Here is a 25,220-nt window from a genome sequence, read left to right as displayed (position 1 = left end):
ACGGACGTATCGCGACTCGAGGGTTCGCCGGTACGCAGACGTCTCCGGGGCGATACAGCCCGCTACAACCTGAGAGAGAGGTGTATTCATGCTTGACCACGCCACCAACGAATTGCTGACCCGCGTGGGGCCCGGCACGCCGTGCGGCGAATTGCTGCGTCGCTACTGGCATCCGGTCGGTTATTCGTCGGAGCTGGCCGAAGCCGGCCAGACGAAACGCGTGCGGATTCTCGGCGAGGATCTGGTGCTCGCGCGCACCGGCAACGGCGGCGTGCTGCTCGTGCAGGAGCGTTGCCCGCATCGCGGTGCATCGCTGCTGTACGGCTTCGTCGAGGAAGCCACGATCCGCTGCGCGTATCACGGCTGGCAGTACAACGCGGCCGGCGAATGCGTGGAGCGGCCGTTCGAATCGGCGAAGGCGAGCCGCGTGTGCAAGAAGCTGATCGACAGCTATGCGACGCACGAATGCGGCGGGCTGATCTTCGCCTACATGGGGCCGGCGGAGCAGAAGCCCGCGTTTCCGAACTGGGACATCCTCGTGCGCCACGACGGCGTCCGCCATTTCGAGGTGCAGGACGATCTCGCGTGCAACTGGTTCCAGGTGCAGGAGAACGCCGTCGACGTCACGCACACCTTCTATACGCACTCGAAATACTTCGAGCACCTCGGCATGCGCGACGCGTCCGGGTTCGGCAAGCCGTTCAAGAGGTTCGGCTTCCAGCGCTTCGACTGGGGCATCGTGAAGAGCTGGGAATACGAAGGCGAGGGCCGTGGCTGGGGCAACCTGATGGTGTTCCCGAACATGCTGCGGATCATGACCGAGATGCACTGGCGCGTGCCGGTCGACGATACGACGACGCGGATCGTCTGGGTGTCGTTCACGCCGAACGCGGACGGCGCGCAGCCGCCCGCCGATGAGGCGCCGAAGATCGTCCGGCAGCCCGCGCGCACCGACGCGGCGGGCCGCTACCTGATGAACACGTTCATGAGCCAGGATGCGATGGCGGTCGAGACGCAGGGGCCGATCTTCGATCGTTCGCGCGAGAACCTCGGCGCGTCCGATCGCGGGATCGTGATGTTCCGCCAGATGCTGCAGGAGCAGATCGACGCGGTCGCGCGCGGCGAGCGGCCGGTCGCGAACGTGTACGGCGGCGCGCCGGACGTGACCGACCTGCGCGCGTGGATGGGCGGCTATCTGCCGATGAGCTGCGCGCCGGACCCGACGTTCCGCCAGCAGCGCGAATTCGGCGACATCTTCGACGAGTCGCACGTCGAATACGAGATCCCGGCGAACTCGCCGGTGATGCGCGCTTGAGCGGCGGTGCGCTCGGCGGGCCGGGCCGCGGCGCCGGCATGCTGACGGCCGGCCGCGTCACGGCCGCGCTGCTCGCGGCCGGGCTCGCGAGCGTCGCCGCGCTCGGCGCGCGCGGCACGCTGTCGGCCGGCGACGCACGCATCGTCGCGATCGTGTTCACCTGCATCGTGCTGTGGGCGACGGGCACGGTCGCGAGCCTGTGGGTGTCGCTGCTGTTTTTCTTCCTCGCGGCGACCTGCACGCCGGTGCCCACCGCCGAGATCTTTTCCGGCTTCGGGTCGAGCGCGTTCTGGCTCGTATTCAGCGGCGCGGCGATCGGCTTCGCGCTGAAGGAGAGCGGCCTGAGCGAACGGATCGGCATCGCGCTCGCGCGCCGGATCGGCGGCTCGTATCTGAAGGCGCTGCTCGCGTTCGCGACCCTGAGCTTCCTGCTGTCGCTCGTGATGCCGTCGACGTTCGGGCGGATCGCGATCCTGATTCCGATCGCGATCGGCTACTGCGACGTCGTGAAGCTCGGCGCGCACGCGAACGGGCGGCGCGGCATCCTGCTGCTCGTGATCGTCGGCTCGTACGAGCTGGCTGCCGCGGTGCTGCCCGCGAACCTGCCGAACGTGATCATGGCGGGGATTCTCGAGCAGTCGCACGGGATGCATCTGCGCTTCTCCGAGTATCTGCTGCTGTTCTTTCCGGCCGGCGTGATCGTGCGCGGCGCGGTGCTGGTGCTCGCGTCCTGGTGGCTGTTCGCGGATACGGTCGGCGAAGTCGAGATACCGGCGGCGCGCGTCGCGCTCGGCCGCCGCGAATGGCACGCGATCGTGCTGCTGGCGATCACGCTCGCGCTCTGGTTCACCGACGCCGTGCATCGCATCGCGCCCGGCTGGGTCGGGCTCGGCTTCGCGCTCGTCTACTTCGGCACGTCGCCGCCCGCGCAGCTCGAGCGCTTCACCGCGACGCTGAAGATGGACCTGCTGTGGTTCATCGCGGCGATCATCGGGCTGACCGCGCTCGTCAACCATCTCGACATGCGCGTGCCGGACACGCTCGCGCTCGATGCGCTGCGCGACAGCCCGATGCTCATGTACTTCGCGCTGACCGCGCTGTCGATCGTCGTCTGCTTCGCGGTCACGTCGAATGCGGAACCGGCGCTATACGTGCCGATCGTGTCGCGCCTGCTCGCGCAGGGGCTGCACCTGAAGGCCGGCCTGCTCGCGCAGGTGATGGGCTATGCGACCACGGTCCTGCCGTACCAGTCGCCGCCGATCGTGTTCGGCAACGCGCTCGCGCAGCTGGACCGGGGTGCGGTGCTCCGGTACTGCATCGCGACGGCGCTGCTGGGCGTGGTGTTCGTGATCCCGGTCAATGCGTTGTGGTGGCGGCTGATCGGGCTGCTGTGAGTTTTCCTGAACGGTGAATCCAATGATCGAAAACGATCTGCTTGCCGCGCGCGTGATTGCGCGCGAGCGCGTCGCGTGCGACGTGATTTCGCTGCGGCTCGTCAGCGACGCGCCGGGTATCGCCCTCCCGGCGTTCGAAGCCGGCGCGCATATCGACCTGCATCTGCGCGACGGGCTCACGCGCAAGTATTCGCTGTGCAACGATCCGGTCGAGCGCGGCGTGTACGAGATCGCGGTCAAGCGCGAGCCGGCGTCGAGCGGCGGCTCCGCGCACGTGCACGATGCGATCCGGGTCGGCGACGTGCTGCGGATCGGCGCGCCGCTGAATTACTTCCCGCTCGCGCCGGACGACAGCCCGGCCGTGCTGCTTGCCGCCGGGATCGGCGTGACGCCGTTGCTCGCGATGGCGCATAGCCTGGTGCGCGCGGGGCGGCCGCTCGCGTTCCACTACTTCGTGCGTTCGGCCGACGCGGCCGCGTACGGGGCGACGCTCGCGTCGCGGCTCGCGGACGTCGCGACGGTGCACACGGGGCTGACGCCCGACGCGACCCGCGACGCGATCACGACGATCGTCGGCGCGATGGATTCGCGCTCGCACCTGTATTTCTGCGGACCGGCGCCGTTCATGGCGGCCGTCGACGCGATCGCGCGCCCGGCGCTCGGCGATGCGCGGCTTCATCACGAGTATTTTTCCGCGCCAGCCGCGCAGCCTGCCGACGGCGAGGCAGACGCGTTCCGGATCGAGCTCGTGCGCTCGCAGCGCACGCTGCTCGTGCCGCCGGGGCAGTCGATCACCGATGTGCTGTACGAGCACGGCATCGCGGTCGCCACGTCGTGCGAGGCGGGCGTGTGCGGCGCATGCCGGACGACCGTGCTCGAGGGCACGCCCGATCATCGGGACGCGTTCCTGAGTGCGGCGGAAAAGGCCCGCAACGATTGCATGATGCCGTGCGTGTCGCGATGCTGCGGCGAACGGCTGGTGCTGGATCTCTGAGCCGTCGCGGGGGCTGGGTGAGGCTGGCAAACTGGGTTGGCGCGACGCGATCGGGCCCGCGCAACGCATGCAGGCGTGCGCGCCGGGGTTCCCGATCATGCGCATTGCCGGTTCATGTTCGCATCGGCACGACGAGCAAGCTCGCGAAGCGAAATGCGTTGTCGCCGAGATCCGAGCCGCGTGCGATGTGCACATGGTTCACGCCGGGCGCGAACGGGAAGACGTCATTCGTTTCGTAATGGAAGAATTCCCGACCGTCCTCGCCAAGCAGCGCGGGTCCGCTTCCGTGCGCGGCAAGCGTGGCCGACGCGAGCGTGCGCTGCGTGTCAGGCGTCACGAGCGTCAGATTGACGAACGTGTCTGCGGTCGTCCGGACGTCTGCCAGAAGCGGGATAAGGCGGCAGGCGACAGGTGCCGCGGTTCGGTTCGTCACGACGAAGGTCAGGTGCTTGCCGATCAGGATCGACTTGCCGATCATCACGTCCGGATAGGCGGTCGGTGCGCCGAGCGTCGACGAATCCGCAAGGCTGAAACCGCAGGTCAGGTCGAGTTCGAGGCCGACGTCGGCGCCGTGCAATTCCGCGAGTTGCGATGCAGACGAGTAGTGTCGCAGTGCCATGCCGGCGTACGGAACGCTGCGGCTCGAATCCTCGCGGCACGTCTTGTCGGAATAGGTGCCCGGGTCGGTCAGGAATGCCGAGACGAAATACCCCGGCTCGAGCTTCGCCGCGTTGCCGGGCGTATACGACTGGATGTAATCCGGATTGTCGACCAGATCGAGGACGTTGCCGTATCCGTCGGTTGCCGCCGAATAGCGTGTTCCGGTGCCGTCCTGCATCTGCAGCGCATAGAGAATCTGGTTTGCGTTACGGCTGACGATCGCTCCCCGGACGGCCGCCTTCCAGATGCAGCCGAGGCCATCCGTCAACTCGCCTGCCGACTGATTCGCGGCGAACGAGTGCTGAATCGCGAGCAGGCTGTCCGACACGCCGTCGAAGTCGCCGGTGCAACCTTGCGCGTCGATGTGTGTCGATCGGCCTGCGCCGTCGACGAAGGTCTGATTCATGCGGACGACACGCGGATCGCCGCCGTAACCGCAATGGCAGATTGCGAGCAGGTCCGTCACGTATGACGTGCGAGACGGGAGCGTGGCGTCGGCCGTGCTGCGTACGACGTCGTGCGTGTAGATCTCCATCGAGTTGCGGAAGTCGATCTTCGTCTGGTGCAAAGCCGTGAAGTAGCTCTTCACCGATTCGAGAAACTTCGCATAACCAAGCGTATAGAAGTTGCGGACGTACTCGTTCCTTTTGGACGGATCGGAAAGCGAGTTCAAGCGCTCGGCGAGCACTTTCTGCATGGCGTTCTGGTACCGGTAGATCTTCTCGCGCATCTCGCCCAGTGTCGCGGCGACCGTGTCGGGCGCAAGAGCGAGTTCGTCGCGCATCGACAGATACACGCCATACATCGACACCTGAGCGCCGCAGGCGAGCGCGTGCATTGTCAGCCCCTGATATTCGGAACCCTTGATCAGGAACATCGGCGTGAGCATCGTGCAACCGCTCCAGAACGCCACGAACTTCGCGGCGATGGCATCCGCCATCGACGCCGAGTAGGGCGGCGCGTTCCTTTGCACGAATTCGACGAGGAAGTGCAAGTCGTCGTTGATGCCCGCGAGCGTTTGACGCATGATCTCGACATTGTTTTTCGAAATCTCGTCCGTCGCAATGCGACGGATCATCGTTTCTTCATCCGGCCCGCGCTCGAACAGCGTATTCAGATGGTTGAACAACAGATTCACTACTTCGCCGACGAGCGGCCCGGCGGCCGGAATGAACGAGGCGAGTGCCTTGATCGTGACTTCGCCGAATGCGATGAGTCCCGGCAGCGTATCGGCCGACAACGCCGCATTGACGACATCCGCAATCGCGATGGCCGCCGGCTGGTATTGCTCGATTTGCGTCCTGATTTCGCCGAGCTTCATTTTGAAACCGGGAACCAGCAAGTCGTTTTCGTCGAAGGCATGAACGGGCAGGCCGGCATTTCCCCCGAGACCCGATGCGATGGTGCGTGAGCGGGCCGGTGGCGTGCCGTCGTCGCCGCCGCACGCAGCGAGAAGCGGTAGCACGGCACTGCATGCGCCGTACATCAGGAAGGCTCGTCGGTCGATTCGAGTGGTCATCGCGTCTCCGCAGGAAAGTAACGGTGCAACGTACGGCCGGCGCAATCGGTGGAGAATCGGCTGGCTGACGTGCGAATACTCAGCTTGCCGGGCAACGGGAACGGATGTGGGGAGGGGCGATTCGGGTGCCGCGTGTGGCTTGGGCGAAGTGGCTTTTTTCTTGCTCGGCTTCTTCTTTATGACGGGAAGGATAACATTTCAAGATAGTTGGGAGATGATTCTAGGGGCGCCACCGTAAGAATTCCGGGTAGGTGCGTGCTGACCGATTGCGCTTCGAACAAATGCCGCCGGGAGATCCCAGCTGCAGCTCCGGATCGAATTCGACCGGTCGCCTGAACGCCTCCCCCAGATGTTGCTCGCAGTGACGCTCCATGGTCCCGCGCTCGATTTTGAGCAGAACTTGGGGACACGCGTCGCTCCAGTGCATGCGTAAGGGTAGCGACGGAGAAAGGAGTGATGCCACGAGCGCGGACGAAACGAACCGCTTGTTGCCGCATTCGATTTCAGCATTGCCATGAACCGGAATCTGGAGAAGGAAAAAAACGCTCCAGGTGTCCAGAATCGATGGTCACCTCACTCCCATAATCCAGCAGATTCAGCGATAGATCGCCATACCGCGCGTGGTGCATGCGTCCAAACAGGCGATGAGACCCGCCCGCCAACTCGAGTCCGTGCGGCTTGAAGACGCGTCCAACGCTCGCGCGAACTTCCTCCAGATCGTTTGACTGCACCAGAAGGTTATCGCGATTGAAACAGGGCGCGGTTGCCAGTCGCTGGCCATCGACGCCGAACGCCGACCAGTGCTCCATGAGTTTCTCCACCCAGCACGCATGCACTTGTGCGCTGCAATACGTCCGCCTGTCCCGCTGGCAATAAACGGGCCATTTCGCTTTGATCCTAGGTAAATCCCGGGCGCTTCACATCGGCAAATACCCGGGACAAGGGTGCACGAATGCCTGGCCCGGATGAAGACAATTCCTGGACTCCCCGGACATCGATCGGATTCGGCGGATAGATCGGCTGGAGCCGCCGCCGCATGCTTTGATCATGGCCCCGGCGCCTACGGAGGTGTGCCATGGCATCCGAGCAGTTCAATGGGCGAGTCGACAGGACCGTCGTGCGGGTCGGATCTGAACGCGCGCGGTCATGCACGCTGCCGACCGGCGTTGAACCGGATGAGGGCAGCCACATTGTTGCTCGCCGTTCCACGTACGACCATCACGGCATCTATGTGGGAAATGGGCGGGTGGTGCACTACGCCGGTCTCTGCAGATCTCTGCACCGAGGTCCCGTGGAGGAAACCACGATCGAGTGCTTTGCCTCGGGCCATGAGGTCGCCGTCATGCCGAACCCTATGGCGAGATACGCCGGCGCCGATGTCGTTCGCCGCGCCCGCTCGCGACTGGGCGAAAACCGCTACCGGCTGCTGAGCAACAACTGCGAGCACTTCTGCAACTGGTGCTTGTATGGGGAAAGCCGCAGTGAACAGGTGGAAGCCTGTTTCGCTCATCCCATGCTGGCGCTGCGTGCCGTCACGACCCTGTTGTTCCAGACCTTCAAGCCGAGACTGCACGTCGTGCGCGGTATGGCGCGCGCACTGTGATCGACGCCCGCCACGGAGTCGATAAATGGCTCGCACCGACGAACGCAATGCGCACGCGCGTGATCCAGTTCAGTCGGCGCTCCCGGCATCGCCAACGCTATGTCTGCGTCGAGGCGTCGGGGCCAATGGGAACGCTCGCACTTTTCTTCTTCAGACACGACGACAGATCGTGGCGTGTCTATCCGCCTGAGACCGAAAGGCCTGCGATGGCCCCGCGGTTGTGACTTGCACACGTATCGGCGCAGGCCTTTAGGACTGCAAGCTGCAGTTTGAAAAGTTCGCCAGCACCGGAGGTTAGGCGGATACGTTTCTAACAGGCAGCCAAGTCGCGATGTGATTGGCACCCAGGCGGATTTCAAAGCGCGGGAAGGGCTTGCCCGGTGCCGGCTGATGGCGAGGCGCGACTTGTCGGCTCTCCGTGAAAGAATTGTATGGATTGCGATACTCGATTTTCAGCAATTTATTACATAATTATTGCATTCGCTTTTCTTATTAAGAAGGGATTGTGAAGAGATCGAGGACGCCGGGTTATATTCAAATGTCTTATTGACAGACGTTAACGAAGTGACTAGATTCGTCACATGAGCACACTTTTCGCCACGACGACCACGACCACCACCATGACCGCCAACGGCGGGCCGGGGGGAGGTTGCACGTCGTAGGTCGGTGCCTCAAACGATCCCCAAGCCCCGCCGGAAACGGACGGGGCTTTTTTAATGCTCCGTCGACCGGCGCCCAACGTCAACGGAGAACACGATGGACGATTCCGACCACCGAGTGCTTGGTAGCAAACTCGATCTGTTTCACCAGCAGGATGAAAGCCCGGGCGCCATCTTCTGGCATCCGCGCGGCATGGTTCTTTATCGGGTCGTCGAGGAATATATTCGCGTCCGCATGCGTCAGGCCGGCTTTGCCGAAGTGCGCACGCCCCAAATCGCTTCCCGCGGCCTTTGGGAACAGAGCGGTCATTGGGAGAAATTCGGGCCAAACATGTTTTCGCTCGAGAGCGACGGCAACCCGTACTGTCTCAAACCAATGAGCTGCCCGTGTCATGTGCAGATCTTTAAAAAAGGCTCGCGCTCGTACCGTGATCTCCCGCTTCGATATTCGGAGTTCGGGGCGGTCCATCGGGCCGAGCCGTCCGGCGCGCTGCATGGCCTCATGCGCGCCCGCGCGTTCACGCAGGACGACGCCCACGTGCTTTGCATGCCGGACCAGATCGAGGTCGAAGTTGCACGATTCTGCGTATTGCTGAAGGCGATCTACGCGGACTTCGGGTTTGCTGAATTCGATGTGGCGTTATCGACGCGGCCAGCGGTTCGGGCCGGTGACGATGCGGTGTGGGATCGTGCGGAGGCGATGCTCGCGTCCGCTGCACGAGCGGCCGGCCTGGATTTCACGATCCAGAGCGGAGAGGGCGCCTTCTACGGCCCGAAGCTCGAATTTCATCTGCTCGACCGTCAGGGGCGGAAGTGGCAATGCGGGACGATCCAGCTCGACTTCGTATTGCCCGAGCGGCTCGGCGCCGCGTATGTCGGGGAGGACGGCGCGAAGGCGACGCCAGTCATGTTGCATCACGCGGTGTTGGGGAGCCTCGAACGGTTCATCGGCATTCTTCTCGAGCACTATCAGGGATGGTTGCCGACGTGGCTCGCGCCGGACCAGGTCGTCGTTGCGAACATCGGGCAGGAAGAGCGCGCATTTGCCGACGACACGGCGTTCGCCTTCGAAGACATCGGCTGCCGGGTGCTGCGGGATTTCCGTGCCGAGCGTCTGCCGCGCAAGATCTTCGATGCGAGGGAACTGGCCGCGCCGATCGTCGCGGTGGCCGGACGGAAGGAGGCGCTGGCCGGCGAGGTGTCGTTGCGCATGCGGGACGGAGAGCAGCACGTGCTGACGGTCAACGACGCGCTCGCGTACCTGAAGCAGCATGCACGCGTCCCGTCCGCGACCCTGGTGTTCTGATCCGACGGCAGGACCGCTTCCGGCTATCACGGGCGGATAGAGGGCGTTGTGCAGATAGATCGAATCGATTCGTAACCATATTTTAATAAGTAATTCTAAAAAATCATGAGAGAAGCCAGAGAACGAGCAATTCAATGGGCCGAAGATTGGTGCGAGTCTGGGCCGTGTCGGCGCAGCGAGCGAATACTCGAGATGGTGTTCGAGATCGGTGGTTGCACATGCATGGAAGAACTGGGCCGGATGCTGATCGACATCAGCCGTCTTGCTGGCTTCGACCATGTCTGCTACCAGGGCTATCGAATGACCGGCGGTACGCTGAAGAACGGCCGCACGCTGTCGAACTATCCGGACGCATGGCTGTCCCGTTATCGAGAACGGGATTATCTGTCGATCGATCCGGTCGTGCAGCACGCGTTGTCGTCCTTGATGCCGCTGATCTGGTGCGACCGCATCTTCTCGACGGCCGAACAGCGCCAGCTTCGAGACGAGGGCCGTCATTACGGGCTGAGCGACGGCGTATCGTTTCCCGCGCACAATCGGCATGGCGACATGGCCTGCGTGAGCTTCGTTCGACAGGCGCCGGTGTCGGACCACGTCGACACGCGTTGCGACGTCCCGACATGGGGCGCCCTCGTGGCGAATCTGATGCTCGATGCGTGCCGCAGGCTGGAGGCGATGCAATCCGATGCACCGTGCCTCAGTGCGCGCGAACTCGAAATCCTGAAATGGGTCGCCGAAGGAAAGTCCAGTTGGGACATCTCGCGCATCGTGTCGCTGACCGAGCATGGCGTGCTCCATCACATTCGCAACATCATGAAGAAGTTCGACGTGCCGACACGCCGGCAAGCCGTGCTGATGGCGTCCCGATTCGGTTTGCTGTAACGCGTGGGTGACGCGAGACGCGAAGCGGATCGTGAGCGGGTTCGTGCCGTGCGCGTGTCGATCCGTCAAGTCGCGCCACGTCGGCACGGGCACTACAAGCCTTTGTAGTGTGAGACCGCATCGAAAATCGGCAAAGTGCTACCGATGCAAGCGACCGATCGAATCCTGATCGTCACACTCGGCGGTCGGCACGGGCGTGTGGTGCCGGCCAATCACAATCGCGACGGTAGATGAGGTGAACGCATGGCTGATGTCTGTGAAGCATTCCTGGGCCCGGTCGTCGACGGGGAAATCGATGCGCTGTTGATCGACCTGGAGGCCGGGCTCGACGATCATCCGTTTCGACACGTGTCGTCGCGTGCGGCGCTGGAAAAAATCTTTCCGCACTACCTCGCGATGTCGCAGGCGTTTCCGTACCTGCAGGCCGGCGCACAAGTCAACGCCGTGCTGGAGGCCATTCAATCGAATCGGCCGGTGGCGCGGGACGTCGAAATCACGAGCGTGGTGGGCAATTTCCTTTGCTGGGACGAGACCGGCGGCGCATACGTGATCGAACGATACGGCAAGCAGGGATTGCAGCGCATTCTGGATACCGAAAAATGGTTTCACGCCAGCCTGCTGAAAAAGGATATCGAGACGTTGACCGGACGCATCGCAGTCCCGGATTTCAGCGCACCCACAGGTCCGTATCTAACGAAACTGCTTGCCGGGCTGGGTGCGTCATCCGCGCTCGATCGGTGCGCGAACATGGTGGCGTTCGAACTGCACGCGAATGCGATGATCGACGCGCTTTGGGAATCGACAAGCCGCTCTTATGGCGTCGGCCGACAAGGGCTCGTCTATTTTCAATGCCACGTTGGCGGCGACGATCCTGCCGAGGCGTATCACGTCGAGATGACGAGGCGGATGATTCAACTCATCGTCGGCGACGAGGACATCCCGAGATTCGCGGAGCGCGTTGCACAGGCCGTGTCCGATAACGTGTCCTGGTGTGCGACGCTTGTGTCGCTGGCTGGCTGAACATGAGCGCCGAATTCTGTTCGGATCCCGTAGTGCTTGAGATCGACGCATATCGTTCGCAGCATCGCGGACGCCGCGACGCGGCTGCGGTCGCGAAGGTCATCGGTGCGACGGCGGTGTTCGGTGTGCTGGCATGGCTCGCGTGCCGGTCCGGCCACGCGATTGTCCGGGTCGCCCTGATGGGTGCCGCTGGTTTCGTGTTGAGCGGGTTCCTGAACCTCGCACACGAATGCCTGCATCGCAGCCTAGTGCGTGCGAAAGTCGTCAACGCGATTGTCGGAAATCTCGCCGCGAATGTCCTATTCGTGAACTACACGGCGTATACCGACAAGCATCTGAAACATCACCGGTGCGTGGCGACGGACGAGGACACCGAATCGGCCGCCCGATTCGACACCTTGCGCGCCTATACCGGCGCGATGACCGGTATCGGCTTTCTCGTTGCTAACCTGCGCCTGAACGCGCGGCTGATCGGCGGAGACGCGCCGCCCTATCTCGCGACCACGCGCCGGAAATCGCGAGCGCGCGGCGAAGCGCAGTGCATTGCCGCATGGCTGCTCGTCGTCGTTGCTGCCGCCGCGGCCTGGCCGTCGGCACTGTTCACGGCCTATATCGGCCCGGTGTTTTTTGCATACTTCTGGTTGATGTTCTTCGGACTGCCGGAGCATTATGGCTGCGAACCGGTTCAGCCGCGCTACTTGGCATCTCGGACGACGACAAGCAACGCCATCGTCAGGTTCTTCATGTGGAATGCAAATTTTCATACCGAACATCATCGGTATCCGGGCGCGCCGGCACCGCTACTGGCCCAAATCGCCGCGCGTGCGGATGTCGGCATGCATCGGGAATCGTCTTATCTGAAATGGCACTGGCGCGTTTGCCGGGAACTTCTCCAACGTCGGGAGCACGGGGCAACTCATGGCTAAACTCATTGTGGGCAATGTCGATAACGAAGCAATGATCGGCGACACGAAGCGCGCGTCGCTGCCGCTTCGGCAGGTGTCAGCGATTGCAGCAAGGCGCCTCGTCTGGCAGATGACGAGCGACGACGTGGCGATCCTGCCGTCGCCGGTATCGGTCGACATGATCGAGTACGTATCGGACGTGATGGGGCGCCGACTTTGCGCTGCGCAGATCGTGTCGCCGTCCTCCGATATCTCCGATCCGGTGGTCCTGACCTCTGATCGCCTGCTCGAGGAAGCCACGCTGGTGGCATTGCGGGACCTGCGCGTCGGTGGGGCCGGATGGACGGTCTATCCGTACTTTCATACGTCATCGGTCGGGTTGCTGTGCGACCAGCTCGGCATTGTGCAACCTGTGTCGAACGGATCGAACTTCATGGAACAGGCCGGCGCCGAACTGCTGAATCGAAAGGCCGTATTTCGTGCGCTTGCATCCGGTCGCGTCGGGTGTGCGGACGGGCGCGTGTGCCGTTCGCTCGGCGAGTTTTACCTGACGCTGCGCGACATGCTGGCGAGACATGCGAGCGTGATCGTCAAGCAGGACGTCAATGCCGGAGGAGACGGAAACATCGCGGTCACGCTCGAACGGCGGGATAGTTATCCGGGCGTCCGCAAGGTGTATGCGCTGACGCACCAGTCGGACGTTGATACCGTATTCGCACGGGAGCTGTGGGCGACTCAGACCGACACCGCGGGCAACTGCCAGGTGATCGTCGAGCGGTTCCACGAAGGCTCGGACGTCCTGTATGCGGAATACGAGATCGGCGCCGATGCATTTCGGCTCGTGAGCTACGGTGATCTGCGGATGGACGCTTCGGGCGACAAGCGTGGTAACGGCATGATCATGTGGACTGGGTTCCAGATACCGAGCCAGCTGCCTTCCGCCCTGATCGACGCATTTCTGGCGCAAGGCGATGTGCTTGCGGCGATTGCCCAGCGTCTCGGGTTCGTGGGGCGCGCGAACTTCGATGCCATCGTGACCGATGACGGCGAAATCGTCTTTACCGAGATCAACGGACGCATCGGCGGCTGCAGCCATCTCGACGCGATCCTGTGCGAACTGGCGGGGCCGGACTATCTGTCCACGCATGCCGTCGTGACGCGCAACAGAGTGCCCGTTCGCGACCTCCACGCGGCGCTGACCGTGTCACGCAGGCTCACGCCGCAGCGCGGCGAAGCCGGCGTCGTCGTGCTTACGGAAGATACCGCGGGTACCGGCACGTTTGAGTACATGGTGTATGCGCGGGATTGGTCCGGCGCGCTTGCGCTCGAGCGCACGTTCCTGCGCGAGTTCGAGCTGGCTCAAGAGTCGGTCGCACTACCGGGGTGAGACGATGCATGCAATCAAGTTCACGCGCCCGTCGGCATGGCTGGCCGGAATGGCCGACGGGGTGTCGGTTTCGACGCGAATCCTGCTGATTTTCCAGTTCCTCGTGAATCTGTCCGTGTTCGGGTCGCTACCGTTGCTCGCGGCGTTCCTCGACCTGGAGCGCCATCTCGACGCGGGCAGCGTTGCCAGCGTACTGACGGTGAATCTGCTGGCGAGCCGGCTGTTGCCGCTGGTGCTGGGTGCGTCGACGGATCGTTTCAGCAGCCGCGTGCTGACTACGCTCGGTTTGATCTGTCGTGCGGCGGGTTTCGCCGGATTCGCGGTGGCACGGTCGTTTCCGGGCCTGCTGATGTGGGCCTTCCTGTCCGGACTCGGGGCTGCCCTTTACGAGACCACCGCATATTCGATCTTCGGTTCGCTCGATGCCGCCGTGCGCCCCCGGGTATTTGCGCTGAACAACCTGGCGCTCAATCTCGGCGCGCTGGTCGGTCCGGCGCTGCTCATCGTCGTGCCGACCGTCGACCGGACGTTGCCGTTTATGGTGAGCGGCGTGATCTTCGTGGCACTCGCGTTCGTGGCGCCCTGGATCTCCGGGCGGCGGGCACGCAACGCAGTCGCGGTCCATCCGCTGCGGGGCTTGCTGATCGCATTCGGCGACAGGCGGTTCCGTCGACTGTGCTGGGCGCTCGTTCCGTTCTGGACCGTGTACACGCAGATTTACGTCTTCATCCCGCTGACGTTTTCGCATGGCGCGAGCGGCTACAACGGCGTCAGGCCGTTCTACATCACGAATGCCCTTATCGGTATCGCCACGGCGTCGCTCGGCATGGGCTGGTTTCAGCGCGCGACTTGGCGATCCATGATGACGATCGGGCACACGGCAATGTGTTGCTGCTTCGCGATTGCTGCGCTGCTGTTCGGTCACGGCTGGGGCGCCGGCGCGTCGCTCATCATCCTGATTACCGTTGCGATCGTCTTCACGTTCGGCGAGAGCCTGATTCTTCCGGCATCGAATATCGCGCTCGCCGATCTGACGCCCGACGGGAGCGCCGGCAGCTATTTTGGTGCGTCTGCGATCTCGTGGGCGATCGGCGGGATGCTGGGCAACTTCATCGGCAGTGCTGCCGCGGGCTGGGCCGTGCTCACGCCGGGATGGATCATGTTCATGGGGATTGCCCTGATCGGTCTGCTGGCGTTCGGGGGAGGACATCGATGATTCGCGAACCTGCCGGAAGGAAGGGCACGACAGGCACGGTACTGACGACGGTGAGCCGCGCGCCTGCCACGCATTTCGGCTTCGTCAATCCACCCGTCTATCGCGGGTCGACTGTCCTTTTCGAATCCGTCGATGACATGGCGCCTGGCGCGGCGCCGTATCACTACGGGCGCTGGGGGACACCGACGACGGACGCGCTGTGCGGCGCGATGGCGGAAATCGAGCATGGCGTTGCCGCACTGGTGATGTGTTCGGGGCTGGCCGCCATCGCGACCGTGTTGCAGACGCTTGCTGCTTCCGGAGGGCAGGTGTTGATCTCGCGTTCGTCGTATCCGGCCGCACGCAAATTCTGCAACGAGGTGCTGCATCGACAGCGCGTATCGATCGACGAATTCTCGCTGGACGATCCGGCCGAACTGGCGGCGAAACTCGGTGAACGGACGTGTGCGGTTTATCTCGACCTGCCGGGTTCGTCGAGCTTCGACATGTGCGTGCTTCGGGATATCGTCGAGATTGCCGGGTCCGTTCCGGTCGTGGTCGACAACACCTGGGCCACGCCGTATTTCTTCAACCCGCTTGATCACGGTGCGAGCGTCGTCATCCACAGCATGTCGAAGTACATCGGTGGCCATGCCGATTCGATGGTCGGTGCAGCGGTGTTTGCGAGCCGCGACATGTACGAGCGCGTGCAGAACATGAGTCGTCTGACAGGGCAGGCGGTCGGCGCAGACGACGCGAACTTGGCGTTGCGAGGATTGCGAACGCTGGCGGTTCGGATGGATCGGCATTTTCAGTCGGCGTGCGATGTCGCGTCCTGGTTGCGCGATCATCCGCTGATCGAAAGCGTTCACTACCCGCCGCTGGCCGACGACAGCGGGCACGCCGCATGGCGGACCCAGTATTCGGGTGCGGGCGGCGTATTCGCCTGCGTGCTCAAGGACGGCCGCAAACAGGCGGTCAGGAACGCGATCGACGGGCTTTCGTTGATCGGACGAGGCTGGGGCTGGGGTGGTTACGAGTCGATAGCCTGTCCAGCGACGGTGTCCCGACACGATGGCGAGCGGATCGGTATGCGGTTGAGCATCGGGCTCGAAGACCCGGACATGCTTCGGCAGGATCTGGATGCCGCGCTGCGCACGGGGTGCTGACCGAAATCGAGGTTCACTTTTCCGAAACGAGGGGCTATCAATGACGGACGCAACGCAATACATCTACGGGAAATGCCACTGCGGTGCGATACGTTTTCGCATTCGATCGACAGCATCTCGCAAGGTGATCGACTGCAATTGCTCGATCTGCTTTGCGTCGGGCTTCCTGCACGTTCCCGTCGAACACGAAGATTTCGAGCTGCTCGGAGGGAGGGAGCATCTGACGTTGTACCGCTTCAATACCGGGATTGCGGAGCACACGTTCTGTCGGGTTTGCGGCGTCAAGCCGTTCTATCGCCCGCGCTCTCATCCGCAAGACTACAGTGTCAATTTGCGCTGTCTGGAGCTGGCCGAGGCCGGCGTGTTCGATGTGGTGCCGTTCGATGGCCGGAACTGGGAAGACAACATCCAGTCCTTTCCGCAGTGAAGCGGCCGCGATGCGACAACTTGCGCACATGAAGCCAGTCGTCGGCGTGTTGTGCTCGGCGGAGGATATTGAGATCCCGGGATGGGGGTGCCTTTCCCATCAAGCCGTGTTTGATCGATATCTGCGGGCCACGTCGGAGTTTGGCGGGGTCTTGCCGCTCTTAATCGGGGCGACGGACGAACTCGCGTCCGATCCAGGTCTCGACACGCTGCTCGATCGTCTCGATGGGTTCGTCCTGCCGGGGGGAGCCAGCAACGTCGATGTTGCGCTTTACGGTGGTACGCAGCCGCAGGTGGGATCGCTCGACCGCACGCGTGACCGGATGGCGGTCCGGATTGTCCGCGACGCGGTAGCGTCAGGGCGTCCGGTGCTCGGAATATGCCGTGGCATGCAGGAGATCAATGTCGCGTTGGGCGGGACCTTGTACGCGGCACTTCACGACGAGCCGGGGAGGCGGGATCACCGGGCGAACCGTGCGCTGGCTTTCGAGGCACGCTATCGGGATGCTCACGCGGTCGAGCTGGTGCGCGGTGGCTGGCTTGACGACGCGATCCGGACGATGGCGCTCGATCGTCACGATCACCTGCACGCGCGTGTGAATTCGTTGCACGGACAGGGTATCGCGTTGCTGGCAGACGGACTGCGTGTCGACGCCTATGCCGACGACGGTACGATTGAGGCGGTATCGCATGTCAGGGTGCCGATCTTCGGTGTGCAATGGCATCCTGAATGGTACGTGCGGGAGAGCGTTTTGAACTGTGGCGTCTGGGCCCGATTTGCCCACGAATGCGCGGCCTCTTTGCACCGCCGACTGGCTGGCGACCTGTTCGTCGAGCGTTTGTTCACGACATCGGCCGCAGCAACGGCTGACACACCGATACCGACTGTGAGCATCTGAACCACTGCTCGAGGCGCCGTCGCGGGCCAGATCCCGCATTTCATTGCCTCGTAAGTGGCTGGAAGCCAATCGGTGCGTGTACCTGGCAAAACCGCATTCCAGCTTATCGTTGCAGGTACAACTATTGCGGAATATTCAGCGCACGCGCGATTGGGAATCGCGCTACGCTTTCGAGCGAACGTCAACCTCGTTCAGCGGGCCACGCCGGACCCATCCGTATGCCGGGGCACGCCGCCGATTTCCGTTTCTCCACCGAGATACCCTGCCATGAAATTCGAGCTAGTTCTGGAAAAGGGTGCTTTCTCTTTGTTGGCGTTTGCTTGTCGTTCAAGACGATCTCCGACACCAATTCGAGGAATTACCATCGTGCGGGCGATCTACGTGCTCAAGATCACGGGCTCGGCCTCACAATGGCACCGCCCCTGCTGGATGCGGTTGCGGGCGGCGCCGCGCGCCGCGTCGATCAGCGATTCACGACCGAGTACACGAGCGTGCCGGAGAACATCAACAGCACGAGCGACGCGCCGCGCAGCAGCGTCGACGTGCGGGCGGCCCACGCGCGTTGCGAAGTGAGGAGCCCGCCGAGGGACGACCAGCCCACACCGATCGGCGCGAGCACGACCAGAAAGACGAGAAGCGCCCATGCGAAATAGTGCGCCGACCTGAACGCCTCCAACGGAAACAGCGTGCTCGAGAACAGCAGCGCTTTCGGATTCATCATCGTCGCGACGAACACATCGCGAAAGCGCACCGGCGCGATCGATACGTCCTGCAGCACGCGGCTATGCGTCCACATCTTGAGCGCGAGGAAAAAGATGTAGACGGAACTCGCGAGCTTGACCACGTCATAAAGCCAGGGCCGGCCGGCAGCGAACGCGGACAGGAAGAATCCCCATACGGAAATCGCGATCGCGTAGCCGAGCGCCTCGGCGACGACAAGCGGCCAGGTGCCGCGCAGGCCGACCTTCAACCCGGACGACAGCAGCAGCGTATTGGTCGGCCCCGGCACGATCAGCACCAGCGAGACATACATCGACATCTTCAGCAAGGCTTCCTGGATGGGCACGCGGCCTCCTCGATTCGTCCGTGTCGCGGTTCGCGTCCGGCCGAAGCCGGCACGCCGTTGGAATAGCGATTGCCCGTTACGCGCTGTCGTTCGATCTGCTCTCTTCCGTGAACTTGCCCGTCTTCATCACATGATCTTCGTGTCGGCCCCGGCACATCATGACGAATTTCTCCACTGACGAGTCGGATTATTTTCGGGTCGAGATCAAGATCATCGAAATCAGAAAAGGTCGACATCTTTGTTTTGCAAATGGTGAATTCGTTATTTCTTTTATGTGAATTCAGTCGGACATTTCGCATTTTTTTGACTGGACGATGGTTGGTGTATGTGCTTTAAGTGAAAAAATGAATTTTGTTGTTTCGAAAAAATTAAATCGTTCGTTGTGGGATATTTCGTCGATATTCTCCGGGATTTAGAATTTCTCTGAATCGCATGAGATTGATATGAAATTTTTCTAGGTGTGCCATCGTGAACGCTGCTATGGTGTGTCGGAGATGTCAGGTGCCTGGTATGACAATCGTGGTAACAATTAGGTAAACTGAGCACTTCAATGAACTAATGCGAGCGATGCGTCGGCAATTCAATCTGTCGACGCGGAATCCCTTGCGTGGCGTGCCGCCGCGTGCGATTGGGATTCGCGTTTTTGCTTAACTGAGCTGCTATTCATTACGCCTTCCCGGTGTCATTTTACGTGACGAGATAAAAACGTCATGACGCGTTACCGGACGAGTTACCCGTTCAACTCGCCAAGGCGGCACTATCCATTCAGGTTTTAAATCCTATGGGAAGCGTTTCATGACTAATCCGATCAAGAATATCGTCATCGTGGGCGGCGGCACGGCGGGCTGGATGTCCGCCTCGTACCTCGTCCGGGCGCTCCAGCAGCAGGCGAACATTACCCTCATCGAATCCGCGGCGATCCCGCGGATCGGCGTGGGCGAGGCGACCATCCCGAGTTTGCAGAAGGTGTTCTTCGACTTCCTCGGGATACCAGAGCGGGAATGGATGCCCCAGGTGAACGGCGCGTTCAAGTCCGCCATCCGATTCGTGAACTGGCGGAAGTCTCCCGACCGCTCGCACGGCGATCACTTCTACCATTTGTTCGGCAACGTGCCGAACTGCGACGGCGTGCCGCTGACCCACTACTGGCTGCGCAAGCGCGAACAGGGCTTCCAGCAGCCGATGGAGTACGCGTGCTATCCGCAGACCGAGGCGCTCGACGCCAAGCTGGCGCCGTGCCTGCCCGACGGCACCCGCCAGATGTCCCATGCGTGGCACTTCGACGCGCACCTGGTGGCCGATTTCCTGAAGCGCTGGGCCACCGAACGCGGCGTGACCCGCGTGGTCGACGAGGTCGAGCAGGTTCACCTGAACGACCGCGGCTACATCTCCCGCCTGTCCACCAAGGAGGGGCGCACGCTCGAAGCGGACCTGTTCATCGACTGCTCCGGCATGCGGGGGCTCCTGATCAACCAGGCGCTGAAGGAGCCGTTCATCGACATGTCCGACTACCTGCTGTGCGACAGCGCGGTCGCCAGCGCCGTGCCCACCGACGACGCGCGCGTAGGGATCGAGCCGTACACCTCGGCGATCGCGATGAACTCCGGGTGGACCTGGAAGATTCCGATGCTGGGCCGGTTCGGCAGCGGCTATGTGTTCTCGAGCAAGTTCACGTCGCGCGACCAGGCCACCGCCGACTTCCTTCGCCTCTGGGGGCTCTCGGACAAGCAGCCGCTCAACCAGATCAAGTTCCGGGTCGGGCGCAACAGGCGCGCGTGGGTCAACAACTGTGTCTCCATCGGGCTGTCGTCGTGCTTTCTGGAGCCGCTGGAATCGACGGGGATCTACTTCATCTACGCGGCGCTCTACCAGCTCGTGAAGCACTTCCCCGACACGTCGTTCGACCCGCGGTTGACCGACGCATTCAACGCCGAAATCGTCTACATGTTCGACGACTGCCGGGATTTCGTGCAGGCGCATTATTTCACCACGTCGCGCGACGACACACCGTTCTGGCGCGCGAACCGGCACGACCTGCGGCTGTCGGACGCCATCAAGGAGAAGGTCGAACGCTACAAGGCGGGGCTGCCGCTGACCACCGCGTCGTTCGACGATTCTACGTACTACGAAACCTTCGACTACGAGTTCAAGAACTTCTGGTTGAACGGAAACTACTACTGCATTTTTGCCGGCCTGGGGCTGCTGCCCGACCGGTCGCTGCCGCTCTTGCGGCACCGGCCGGAGTCGATCGACAAGGCCGAGGCGATGTTCGCCCGGATCCGGCGCGAGGCCGACCGTCTGCGGACGAGCCTGCCGACGAACTACGATTACCTGCGTTCGCTGCGTGAGTGCGACGCGGGGCTGTCCCGCAGCCAGCCCGGGCCGACGCTTGCGACGCCGGAGATCCTGTAGTGGAGCGCGCCCTGGGCCGGGTGCGCGCCATCGCGGCCAAGCACGCTGCAGTGGCGGCCTGCGATCCGCTGCAGGCGCGCACGCACGTTCTGCAGCTTCCGGGCCTGAACCATAAGAAGGATGTGCCCGGCATCGTCGGCCTGTTGCGCGCGTTCCTCCCGGTGCACGGTGTGCCCTCGGGCTGGGGCTTCGTCGAAGCCGCAGCCGCGATGCGGGACATCGGGTTCTTCCTGGGGTCGCTCAAGCGGCACGGACACGAGCCCGTGGACGCGGTGCCCGGGCTCGAGCCGGTGCTGCTCGACCTGGCACGCGCGACCGACCTGCCACCGCGAGAGACGCTCCTGCATGTGACGGTCTGGAACCCCGCGGCGGCCGACGCGCAGCGCAGCTACACCGGGCTGCGCGACGAAGCGCATCTGCTCGAGAGCGTGCGCATCTCGATGGCGGCCCTCGAGGCGGCCATCGCGTTGACCGTCGAGCTGTCCGACGTGCCGCTGCGGTCGCCCGCGTTCGCGCAGGGGTGCGACGAGATGGCCGCCAATCTGCAGAAAATGGTCGACTCGATCGTGTACGCGTACCGCTTCATCTCGCTGCAGGTCTTCTACGACGAGCTTCGCCCCTTCTACGAACCGATTCGAGTCGGGGGCCGGAGCTACCTCGGCCCCGGTGCCGTGGAAATGCCCCTCTTCGTGCTGGAGCACGTGCTGTGGGGCGCGCAATCGGGCCACCAGGGTTATCGGGAATTCAAGGAGACGTACCTGCCCTACGTGCTTCCCGTGTTCAGGGCGGTCTACGACCGGTTCGCCGGGCGGCCGGCGCTCGTCGACCGCGCGCTCGGCGAGGCGCAAGCGGCCCGCGCGCGGGGCGAGCCCGTCGCGGCCGGGCTGGCGGCCCTCGACCGGGTATTCGAGGTCCTGCTGCGCTTCCGGGCGCCTCACGTCAAATTGGCGGAGCGGGCGTACGAAGTCGGGCGAAGCGGCCCCACGATCGGCAGCGGCGGCTACGCGCCCAGCATGCTCGGCGATCTGCTCACGCTCACGCGTGCGGCACGGTTCCGCGTTCGCGCCGCGCTCGACGCGCGCTGACGCCTGATGCGCGCGGCCATGTGTTCCATCTCACCAGGAGAGTGTGCCCCCATGACTCAGCAGAACCCCGCGAACGGGCGCGACAGCAACCACTTCGATGTGATCATCCTCGGCTCGGGCATGTCGGGCACCCAGATGGGGGCCATCCTGGCCAAGCAACGGTTTCGCGTACTGATCATCGAGGAGTCGTCGCACCCACGCTTCACGATCGGCGAATCGTCGATCCCCGAGACGTCCCTGATGAACCGCATCATCGCCGATCGCTACGGCATTCCGGAGCTCGACCACATCACGTCGTTCTATGCGACGCAGCGTTACGTCGCGTCGAGCACGGGCATCAAGCGCAACTTCGGCTTCGTGTTCCACAAGCCCGGCGAGGAGCACGACCCGAAGGAGTTCACGCAGTGCGTCATTCCCGAGCTGCCGTGGGGGCCGGAGAGCCATTATTACCGGCAGGACGTCGACGCGTACCTGTTGCAAGCCGCCATCAAATACGGCTGCATGGTCCGCCAGAAGACGAGCGTGACCGAATACCACGCCGACAAGGACGGCGTCGCGGTGGCCACCGCCCAGGGCGAACGCTTCACCGGCCGCTACATGATCGACTGCGGAGGCCCGCGTGCGCCGCTCGCGACCAAGTTCGGGCTGCGCGAAGAGCCGTGCCGTTTCAAGACGCACTCGCGCAGCCTCTACACGCACATGCTCGGGGTCAAGCCGTTCGACGACATCTTCAAGGTCAAGGGGCAGCGCTGGCGTTGGCACGAGGGGACCTTGCACCATATGTTCGAGGGCGGCTGGCTCTGGGTGATTCCGTTCAACAACCACCCGCGGTCGACCAACAACCTGGTGAGCGTCGGCCTGCAGCTCGACCCGCGTGTCTACCCGAAAACGGACATCTCCGCGCAGCAGGAATTCGACGAATTCCTCGCGCGGTTCCCGAGCATCGCGGCGCAGTTCCGGGACGCCGTGCCGGTGCGCGACTGGGTCAAGACCGACCGCCTGCAGTTCTCGTCGAGCGCGTGCGTCGGCGACCGTTACTGCCTGATGCTGCACGCGAACGGGTTCATCGATCCGCTTTTCTCCCGCGGGCTCGAGAACACCGCGGTGACCATCCACGCACTCGCGGCGCGCCTGATCAAGGCGCTGCGCGACGACGACTTTTCCCCCGAGCGCTTCGAGTACATCGAGCGCTTGCAGCAGAAGCTTCTGGACCACAACGACGACTTCGTCAGCTGCTGCTACACGGCGTTCTCGGACTTCCGCCTGTGGGATGCGTTCCACCGGCTGTGGGCGGTCGGCACGATCCTCGGGCAGTTCCGGCTCGTGCAAGCACACGCGCGGTTCCGCGCATCGCGCAACGAGCGCGACCTCGATCACCTCGACGACAACGCCCCGTACCTCGGATTCCTGTGCGCGGACATGGAGGGGTACTACCAGTTGTTCAACGATGCCAAAGCCGAGGTCGAGGCCGTGAGCGCCGGGCACAAGTCGGCCGAGGAGGCCGCGGCGCGGATTCACGTCCTCATCAACGAACGGGAATTCGCCAAGCCGATGTTCGGCTTCGGGTACTGCATCACCGGCGCCAGACCGGAGCTCAACAACTCGAAGTACAGCCTGCTGCCGGCGATGAAGCTGCTGCACTGGACGCAGACCAGCGCGCCGGCGGAGGTGAAAAGGTACTTCGACTACAACCCGATGTTCGCGCTGCTCAGGGCGTACGTCACGACCCGCATCGGCCTGGCGCTGAAGTAGTCGACCGACCTCCGGAATGAAAATGATAGAAGACGTTCAATTGAATCAAGTGCGTGCCAACGAGCATCCGTCGGGGGCGTACGACGCGACCACGCGCGTGGCCGCGAGCTGGTACGTCGCGATGCGCTCGGACGCCCTCAAGGACAAGCCGGCCGCGTTGACGCTCTTCGGCCGGCCGTGCGTCGCGTGGCGCGGCGCGACGGGGCGGGCCGTGGTGATGGACCGCCACTGCGCGCACCTCGGCGCGAACCTGGCCGACGGCAAGGTCGAGGACGGGTGCATCCAGTGCCCGTTTCACCACTGGCGGTACGACGAGCACGGCCAGTGCGTGCATATCCCCGGCCACAGCCAGGCGGTGTGCCGGCTCGAGCCCGTCCCGCGCGGGGCGCGCCAGCCGACGTGGGTCGCCGCCGAGCGGTACGGCTACGTGTGGGTCTGGTACGGCTCCCCGCAGCCACTGCACCCGCTGCCTGAAATCGCCGCGGCCGACGTCGACAACGGCGACTTCATGCACCTGCACTTCGCGTTCGAGACGACGACGGCGGTCTTGCGGATCGTCGAGAACTTCTACGACGCGCAGCACGCGACCCCGGTCCACGCGCTCCCGATATCGGCCTTCGAGCTCAAGCTCTTCGACGATTGGCGCGAGTGGCCGGAGGTCGAGTCGCTGGCACGGGCGGGCGCGTGGTTCGGTGCGGGGATCGACTTCACCGTGAACCGGTACTTCGGACCCCTCGGCATGCTGTCGCGCGCGCTGGGCCTGAACATGTCGCAGATGAACCTGCACTTCGACGGCTACCCCGGCGGGTGCGTGATGACCGTCGCCCTGGACGGAGACGTCAAATACAAGCTGCTCCAGTGCGTGACGCCGGTGAGCGACGGCAAGAACGTCATGCACATGCTCATCTCGATCAAGAAGGTGGGCGGCGTCCTGCGCCGCGCGACCGACTACGTGCTGTTCGGGCTTCAGACCCGGCAGGCCGCGGGGTACGACGTCAAGATCTGGAACGGGATGAAGCCGGACGGCGGCGGCGCGTACAGCAAGTACGACAAGCTCGTGCTCAAGTACCGCGCGTTTTACCGCGGCTGGGTCGACCGCGTCGGCTCGAGCGAGCGGTAACGCGTGAGTCGGCAGCCCTGGCCGGCTCGGTGTCGGCCGCGTCGTTTCGTCCGGCGCTCGCGGCGCACCGAGCAACCGCGTGTCACTTTCGCGTGCTGCGGGTGGGCCGGACCAGCCGGGCTATTGCTTGCTTGATTGGCAGCGTCGGCCATGTCGCCTGGAGTGGAATCGGATGGCCGATCGCGTTGTCCGTCTATCCACCGGTCGCCATGGCCGAGACCGCGCGTCGATTGCCGCAATGATCGAATCGAACGGCCCGGGGAGCTCGATCGTAACGTCGTTGCCGGTTCTCGTTTCCCGTTTCCCGCAGGCGATGGCGTAGCAGGCAACCACGCTGCGCGAGGCAGTCGGGGTATTCAGGATCGGTCGCGCGCTCGCGCACTGACGGGCGCGGCCTCGGTGCTTCGCCGGAAGCCGACGCGAGCGGGCGCCGGGCCGCTCGCGCGGCGATG

At 63.4% G+C, this 25,220-nt stretch carries 22 protein-coding genes; 18 read left to right on the top strand and 4 right to left on the bottom strand.

Annotation, left to right across the window (positions count from 1 at the left end):
• Window positions 1-88 precede the first annotated feature (88 nt).
• Genes HWW87_RS25860 through HWW87_RS25850 form a run of 3 tightly spaced genes read left to right on the top strand, consistent with a single transcriptional unit; the run spans window position 89 to window position 3,703 of the window.
• Window positions 89-1,315, top strand: a complete 1,227-nt coding sequence (locus tag HWW87_RS25860) for an aromatic ring-hydroxylating dioxygenase subunit alpha (protein ID WP_175822675.1) — start codon at window positions 89-91, stop codon at window positions 1,313-1,315.
• The gene (locus HWW87_RS25855; RefSeq protein WP_175822674.1) at window positions 1,312-2,709 is read left to right on the top strand and encodes an SLC13 family permease; all 1,398 of its coding nucleotides are present in this window, start codon (window positions 1,312-1,314) and stop codon (window positions 2,707-2,709) included. Before HWW87_RS25860 ends, HWW87_RS25855 begins: the two co-directional genes overlap by 4 nt.
• A 22-nt stretch (window positions 2,710-2,731) precedes the next feature.
• Window positions 2,732-3,703, top strand: a complete 972-nt coding sequence (locus HWW87_RS25850) for a PDR/VanB family oxidoreductase (RefSeq protein WP_175822673.1) — start codon at window positions 2,732-2,734, stop codon at window positions 3,701-3,703.
• A 112-nt stretch (window positions 3,704-3,815) separates the two neighbouring features.
• On the opposite strand, the gene HWW87_RS25845 is transcribed toward HWW87_RS25850, so the two are convergent.
• Window positions 3,816-5,390: a hypothetical protein gene (locus HWW87_RS25845; RefSeq protein ID WP_175822672.1), complete on the bottom strand. Its 1,575-nt coding sequence runs from the start codon at window positions 5,388-5,390 to the stop codon at window positions 3,816-3,818.
• On the opposite strand from HWW87_RS25845, the gene HWW87_RS25840 reads away from it, so the two are divergent.
• Window positions 5,352-5,774, top strand: coding sequence for a hypothetical protein (locus tag HWW87_RS25840; protein WP_175822671.1), 423 nt, complete (start codon window positions 5,352-5,354; stop codon window positions 5,772-5,774). The two genes, HWW87_RS25845 and HWW87_RS25840, sit on opposite strands and share 39 nt — an antisense overlap.
• A gap of 328 nt (window positions 5,775-6,102) precedes the next feature.
• Here HWW87_RS25840 and HWW87_RS37455 read toward each other — a convergent pair whose 3' ends face one another.
• Window positions 6,103-6,384 (bottom strand): hypothetical protein, encoded by a 282-nt coding sequence (locus HWW87_RS37455; RefSeq protein ID WP_279608050.1) that lies wholly within the window; start codon window positions 6,382-6,384, stop codon window positions 6,103-6,105.
• Between the two features lies 1 nt (window position 6,385).
• Entirely contained in the window at window positions 6,386-6,691 is a 306-nt protein-coding gene (locus HWW87_RS37450; protein WP_279608049.1) for a hypothetical protein, read from the bottom strand.
• A 266-nt stretch (window positions 6,692-6,957) separates the two neighbouring features.
• Here HWW87_RS37450 and HWW87_RS25830 point away from each other — a divergent pair, with 266 nt between their 5' ends.
• The 10 genes from HWW87_RS25830 (at window position 6,958) to HWW87_RS25785 (ending at window position 17,333) form a co-directional block, all read left to right on the top strand.
• Window positions 6,958-7,485 (top strand): lecithin retinol acyltransferase family protein, encoded by a 528-nt coding sequence (locus HWW87_RS25830; RefSeq protein WP_175822670.1) that lies wholly within the window; start codon window positions 6,958-6,960, stop codon window positions 7,483-7,485.
• Between the two features lie 756 nt (window positions 7,486-8,241).
• Window positions 8,242-9,450, top strand: a complete 1,209-nt coding sequence (thrS, locus tag HWW87_RS25825) for a threonine--tRNA ligase (protein WP_175822669.1) — start codon at window positions 8,242-8,244, stop codon at window positions 9,448-9,450.
• A gap of 222 nt (window positions 9,451-9,672) precedes the next feature.
• Window positions 9,673-10,332, top strand: coding sequence for a LuxR family transcriptional regulator (locus HWW87_RS25820; protein WP_175822668.1), 660 nt, complete (start codon window positions 9,673-9,675; stop codon window positions 10,330-10,332).
• 243 nt (window positions 10,333-10,575) lie between these two features.
• On the top strand, window positions 10,576-11,352 hold the full coding sequence (locus HWW87_RS25815; protein WP_175822667.1) for a hypothetical protein: 777 nt from the start codon (window positions 10,576-10,578) through the stop codon (window positions 11,350-11,352).
• 2 nt (window positions 11,353-11,354) lie between these two features.
• On the top strand, window positions 11,355-12,278 hold the full coding sequence (locus HWW87_RS25810; protein WP_175822666.1) for a fatty acid desaturase: 924 nt from the start codon (window positions 11,355-11,357) through the stop codon (window positions 12,276-12,278).
• Entirely contained in the window at window positions 12,271-13,644 is a 1,374-nt protein-coding gene (locus HWW87_RS25805) for a peptide ligase PGM1-related protein (RefSeq protein WP_175822665.1), read from the top strand. Before HWW87_RS25810 ends, HWW87_RS25805 begins: the two co-directional genes overlap by 8 nt.
• Window positions 13,645-13,648: 4 nt before the next feature.
• Window positions 13,649-14,860: an MFS transporter gene (locus HWW87_RS25800; RefSeq protein WP_175822664.1), complete on the top strand. Its 1,212-nt coding sequence runs from the start codon at window positions 13,649-13,651 to the stop codon at window positions 14,858-14,860.
• Window positions 14,857-16,008 carry a PLP-dependent aspartate aminotransferase family protein gene (locus tag HWW87_RS25795; protein ID WP_175822663.1) on the top strand — a complete coding sequence of 384 codons (1,152 nt, stop codon included), beginning with the start codon at window positions 14,857-14,859 and terminating at the stop codon, window positions 16,006-16,008. Before HWW87_RS25800 ends, HWW87_RS25795 begins: the two co-directional genes overlap by 4 nt.
• Window positions 16,009-16,048: 40 nt before the next feature.
• Window positions 16,049-16,435, top strand: a complete 387-nt coding sequence (locus tag HWW87_RS25790) for a GFA family protein (RefSeq protein ID WP_175822662.1) — start codon at window positions 16,049-16,051, stop codon at window positions 16,433-16,435.
• A gap of 28 nt (window positions 16,436-16,463) precedes the next feature.
• Window positions 16,464-17,333 (top strand): gamma-glutamyl-gamma-aminobutyrate hydrolase family protein, encoded by an 870-nt coding sequence (locus HWW87_RS25785; RefSeq protein WP_175822661.1) that lies wholly within the window; start codon window positions 16,464-16,466, stop codon window positions 17,331-17,333.
• Window positions 17,334-17,796: 463 nt separating this feature from the next.
• Here HWW87_RS25785 and HWW87_RS25780 read toward each other — a convergent pair whose 3' ends face one another.
• Entirely contained in the window at window positions 17,797-18,399 is a 603-nt protein-coding gene (locus HWW87_RS25780) for a LysE family translocator (RefSeq protein ID WP_175822660.1), read from the bottom strand.
• Between the two features lie 795 nt (window positions 18,400-19,194).
• On the opposite strand from HWW87_RS25780, the gene HWW87_RS25775 reads away from it, so the two are divergent.
• The 4 genes from HWW87_RS25775 to HWW87_RS25760 are packed head-to-tail and all read left to right on the top strand — an operon-like array spanning window position 19,195 to window position 24,768.
• Complete coding sequence (locus tag HWW87_RS25775; RefSeq protein WP_175822659.1) at window positions 19,195-20,811, top strand: tryptophan halogenase family protein; 1,617 nt, start codon at window positions 19,195-19,197, stop codon at window positions 20,809-20,811.
• Entirely contained in the window at window positions 20,811-21,896 is a 1,086-nt protein-coding gene (locus HWW87_RS25770) for a monodechloroaminopyrrolnitrin synthase PrnB family protein (protein ID WP_175822658.1), read from the top strand. Before HWW87_RS25775 ends, HWW87_RS25770 begins: the two co-directional genes overlap by 1 nt.
• Window positions 21,897-21,947: 51 nt before the next feature.
• Entirely contained in the window at window positions 21,948-23,648 is a 1,701-nt protein-coding gene (locus tag HWW87_RS25765; protein WP_175822657.1) for a tryptophan 7-halogenase, read from the top strand.
• Window positions 23,649-23,673: 25 nt separating this feature from the next.
• Window positions 23,674-24,768, top strand: a complete 1,095-nt coding sequence (locus HWW87_RS25760) for a Rieske 2Fe-2S domain-containing protein (protein WP_175822843.1) — start codon at window positions 23,674-23,676, stop codon at window positions 24,766-24,768.
• Window positions 24,769-25,220 lie beyond the last annotated feature (452 nt).

The organism is Burkholderia sp. BCC0419, from assembly GCF_902830285.1.
Lineage (GTDB): Bacteria > Pseudomonadota > Gammaproteobacteria > Burkholderiales > Burkholderiaceae > Burkholderia.
Note: the sequence above shows the minus strand (reverse complement) of the source record. Positions and strands in the feature narration are given on the sequence as shown.

Coding starts and splice junctions, on each gene's coding strand:
- HWW87_RS25805 (WP_175822665.1), top strand. CDS start 12,271: ATGGCTAAACTCATTGTGGGCAATGTCGATAACGAAGCAATGATCGGC.
- HWW87_RS25830 (WP_175822670.1), top strand. CDS start 6,958: ATGGCATCCGAGCAGTTCAATGGGCGAGTCGACAGGACCGTCGTGCGG.
- HWW87_RS25800 (WP_175822664.1), top strand. CDS start 13,649: ATGCATGCAATCAAGTTCACGCGCCCGTCGGCATGGCTGGCCGGAATG.
- HWW87_RS25795 (WP_175822663.1), top strand. CDS start 14,857: ATGATTCGCGAACCTGCCGGAAGGAAGGGCACGACAGGCACGGTACTG.
- HWW87_RS25790 (WP_175822662.1), top strand. CDS start 16,049: ATGACGGACGCAACGCAATACATCTACGGGAAATGCCACTGCGGTGCG.
- HWW87_RS37450 (WP_279608049.1), bottom strand. CDS start 6,691: ATGGAGCACTGGTCGGCGTTCGGCGTCGATGGCCAGCGACTGGCAACC.
- HWW87_RS25820 (WP_175822668.1), top strand. CDS start 9,673: ATGGAAGAACTGGGCCGGATGCTGATCGACATCAGCCGTCTTGCTGGC.
- HWW87_RS25810 (WP_175822666.1), top strand. CDS start 11,355: ATGAGCGCCGAATTCTGTTCGGATCCCGTAGTGCTTGAGATCGACGCA.
- thrS (WP_175822669.1), top strand. CDS start 8,242: ATGGACGATTCCGACCACCGAGTGCTTGGTAGCAAACTCGATCTGTTT.
- HWW87_RS25765 (WP_175822657.1), top strand. CDS start 21,948: ATGACTCAGCAGAACCCCGCGAACGGGCGCGACAGCAACCACTTCGAT.
- HWW87_RS25815 (WP_175822667.1), top strand. CDS start 10,576: ATGGCTGATGTCTGTGAAGCATTCCTGGGCCCGGTCGTCGACGGGGAA.
- HWW87_RS25845 (WP_175822672.1), bottom strand. CDS start 5,390: ATGCGTCAAACGCTCGCGGGCATCAACGACGACTTGCACTTCCTCGTC.
- HWW87_RS25850 (WP_175822673.1), top strand. CDS start 2,732: ATGATCGAAAACGATCTGCTTGCCGCGCGCGTGATTGCGCGCGAGCGC.
- HWW87_RS25775 (WP_175822659.1), top strand. CDS start 19,195: ATGACTAATCCGATCAAGAATATCGTCATCGTGGGCGGCGGCACGGCG.
- HWW87_RS25860 (WP_175822675.1), top strand. CDS start 89: ATGCTTGACCACGCCACCAACGAATTGCTGACCCGCGTGGGGCCCGGC.
- HWW87_RS25785 (WP_175822661.1), top strand. CDS start 16,464: ATGAAGCCAGTCGTCGGCGTGTTGTGCTCGGCGGAGGATATTGAGATC.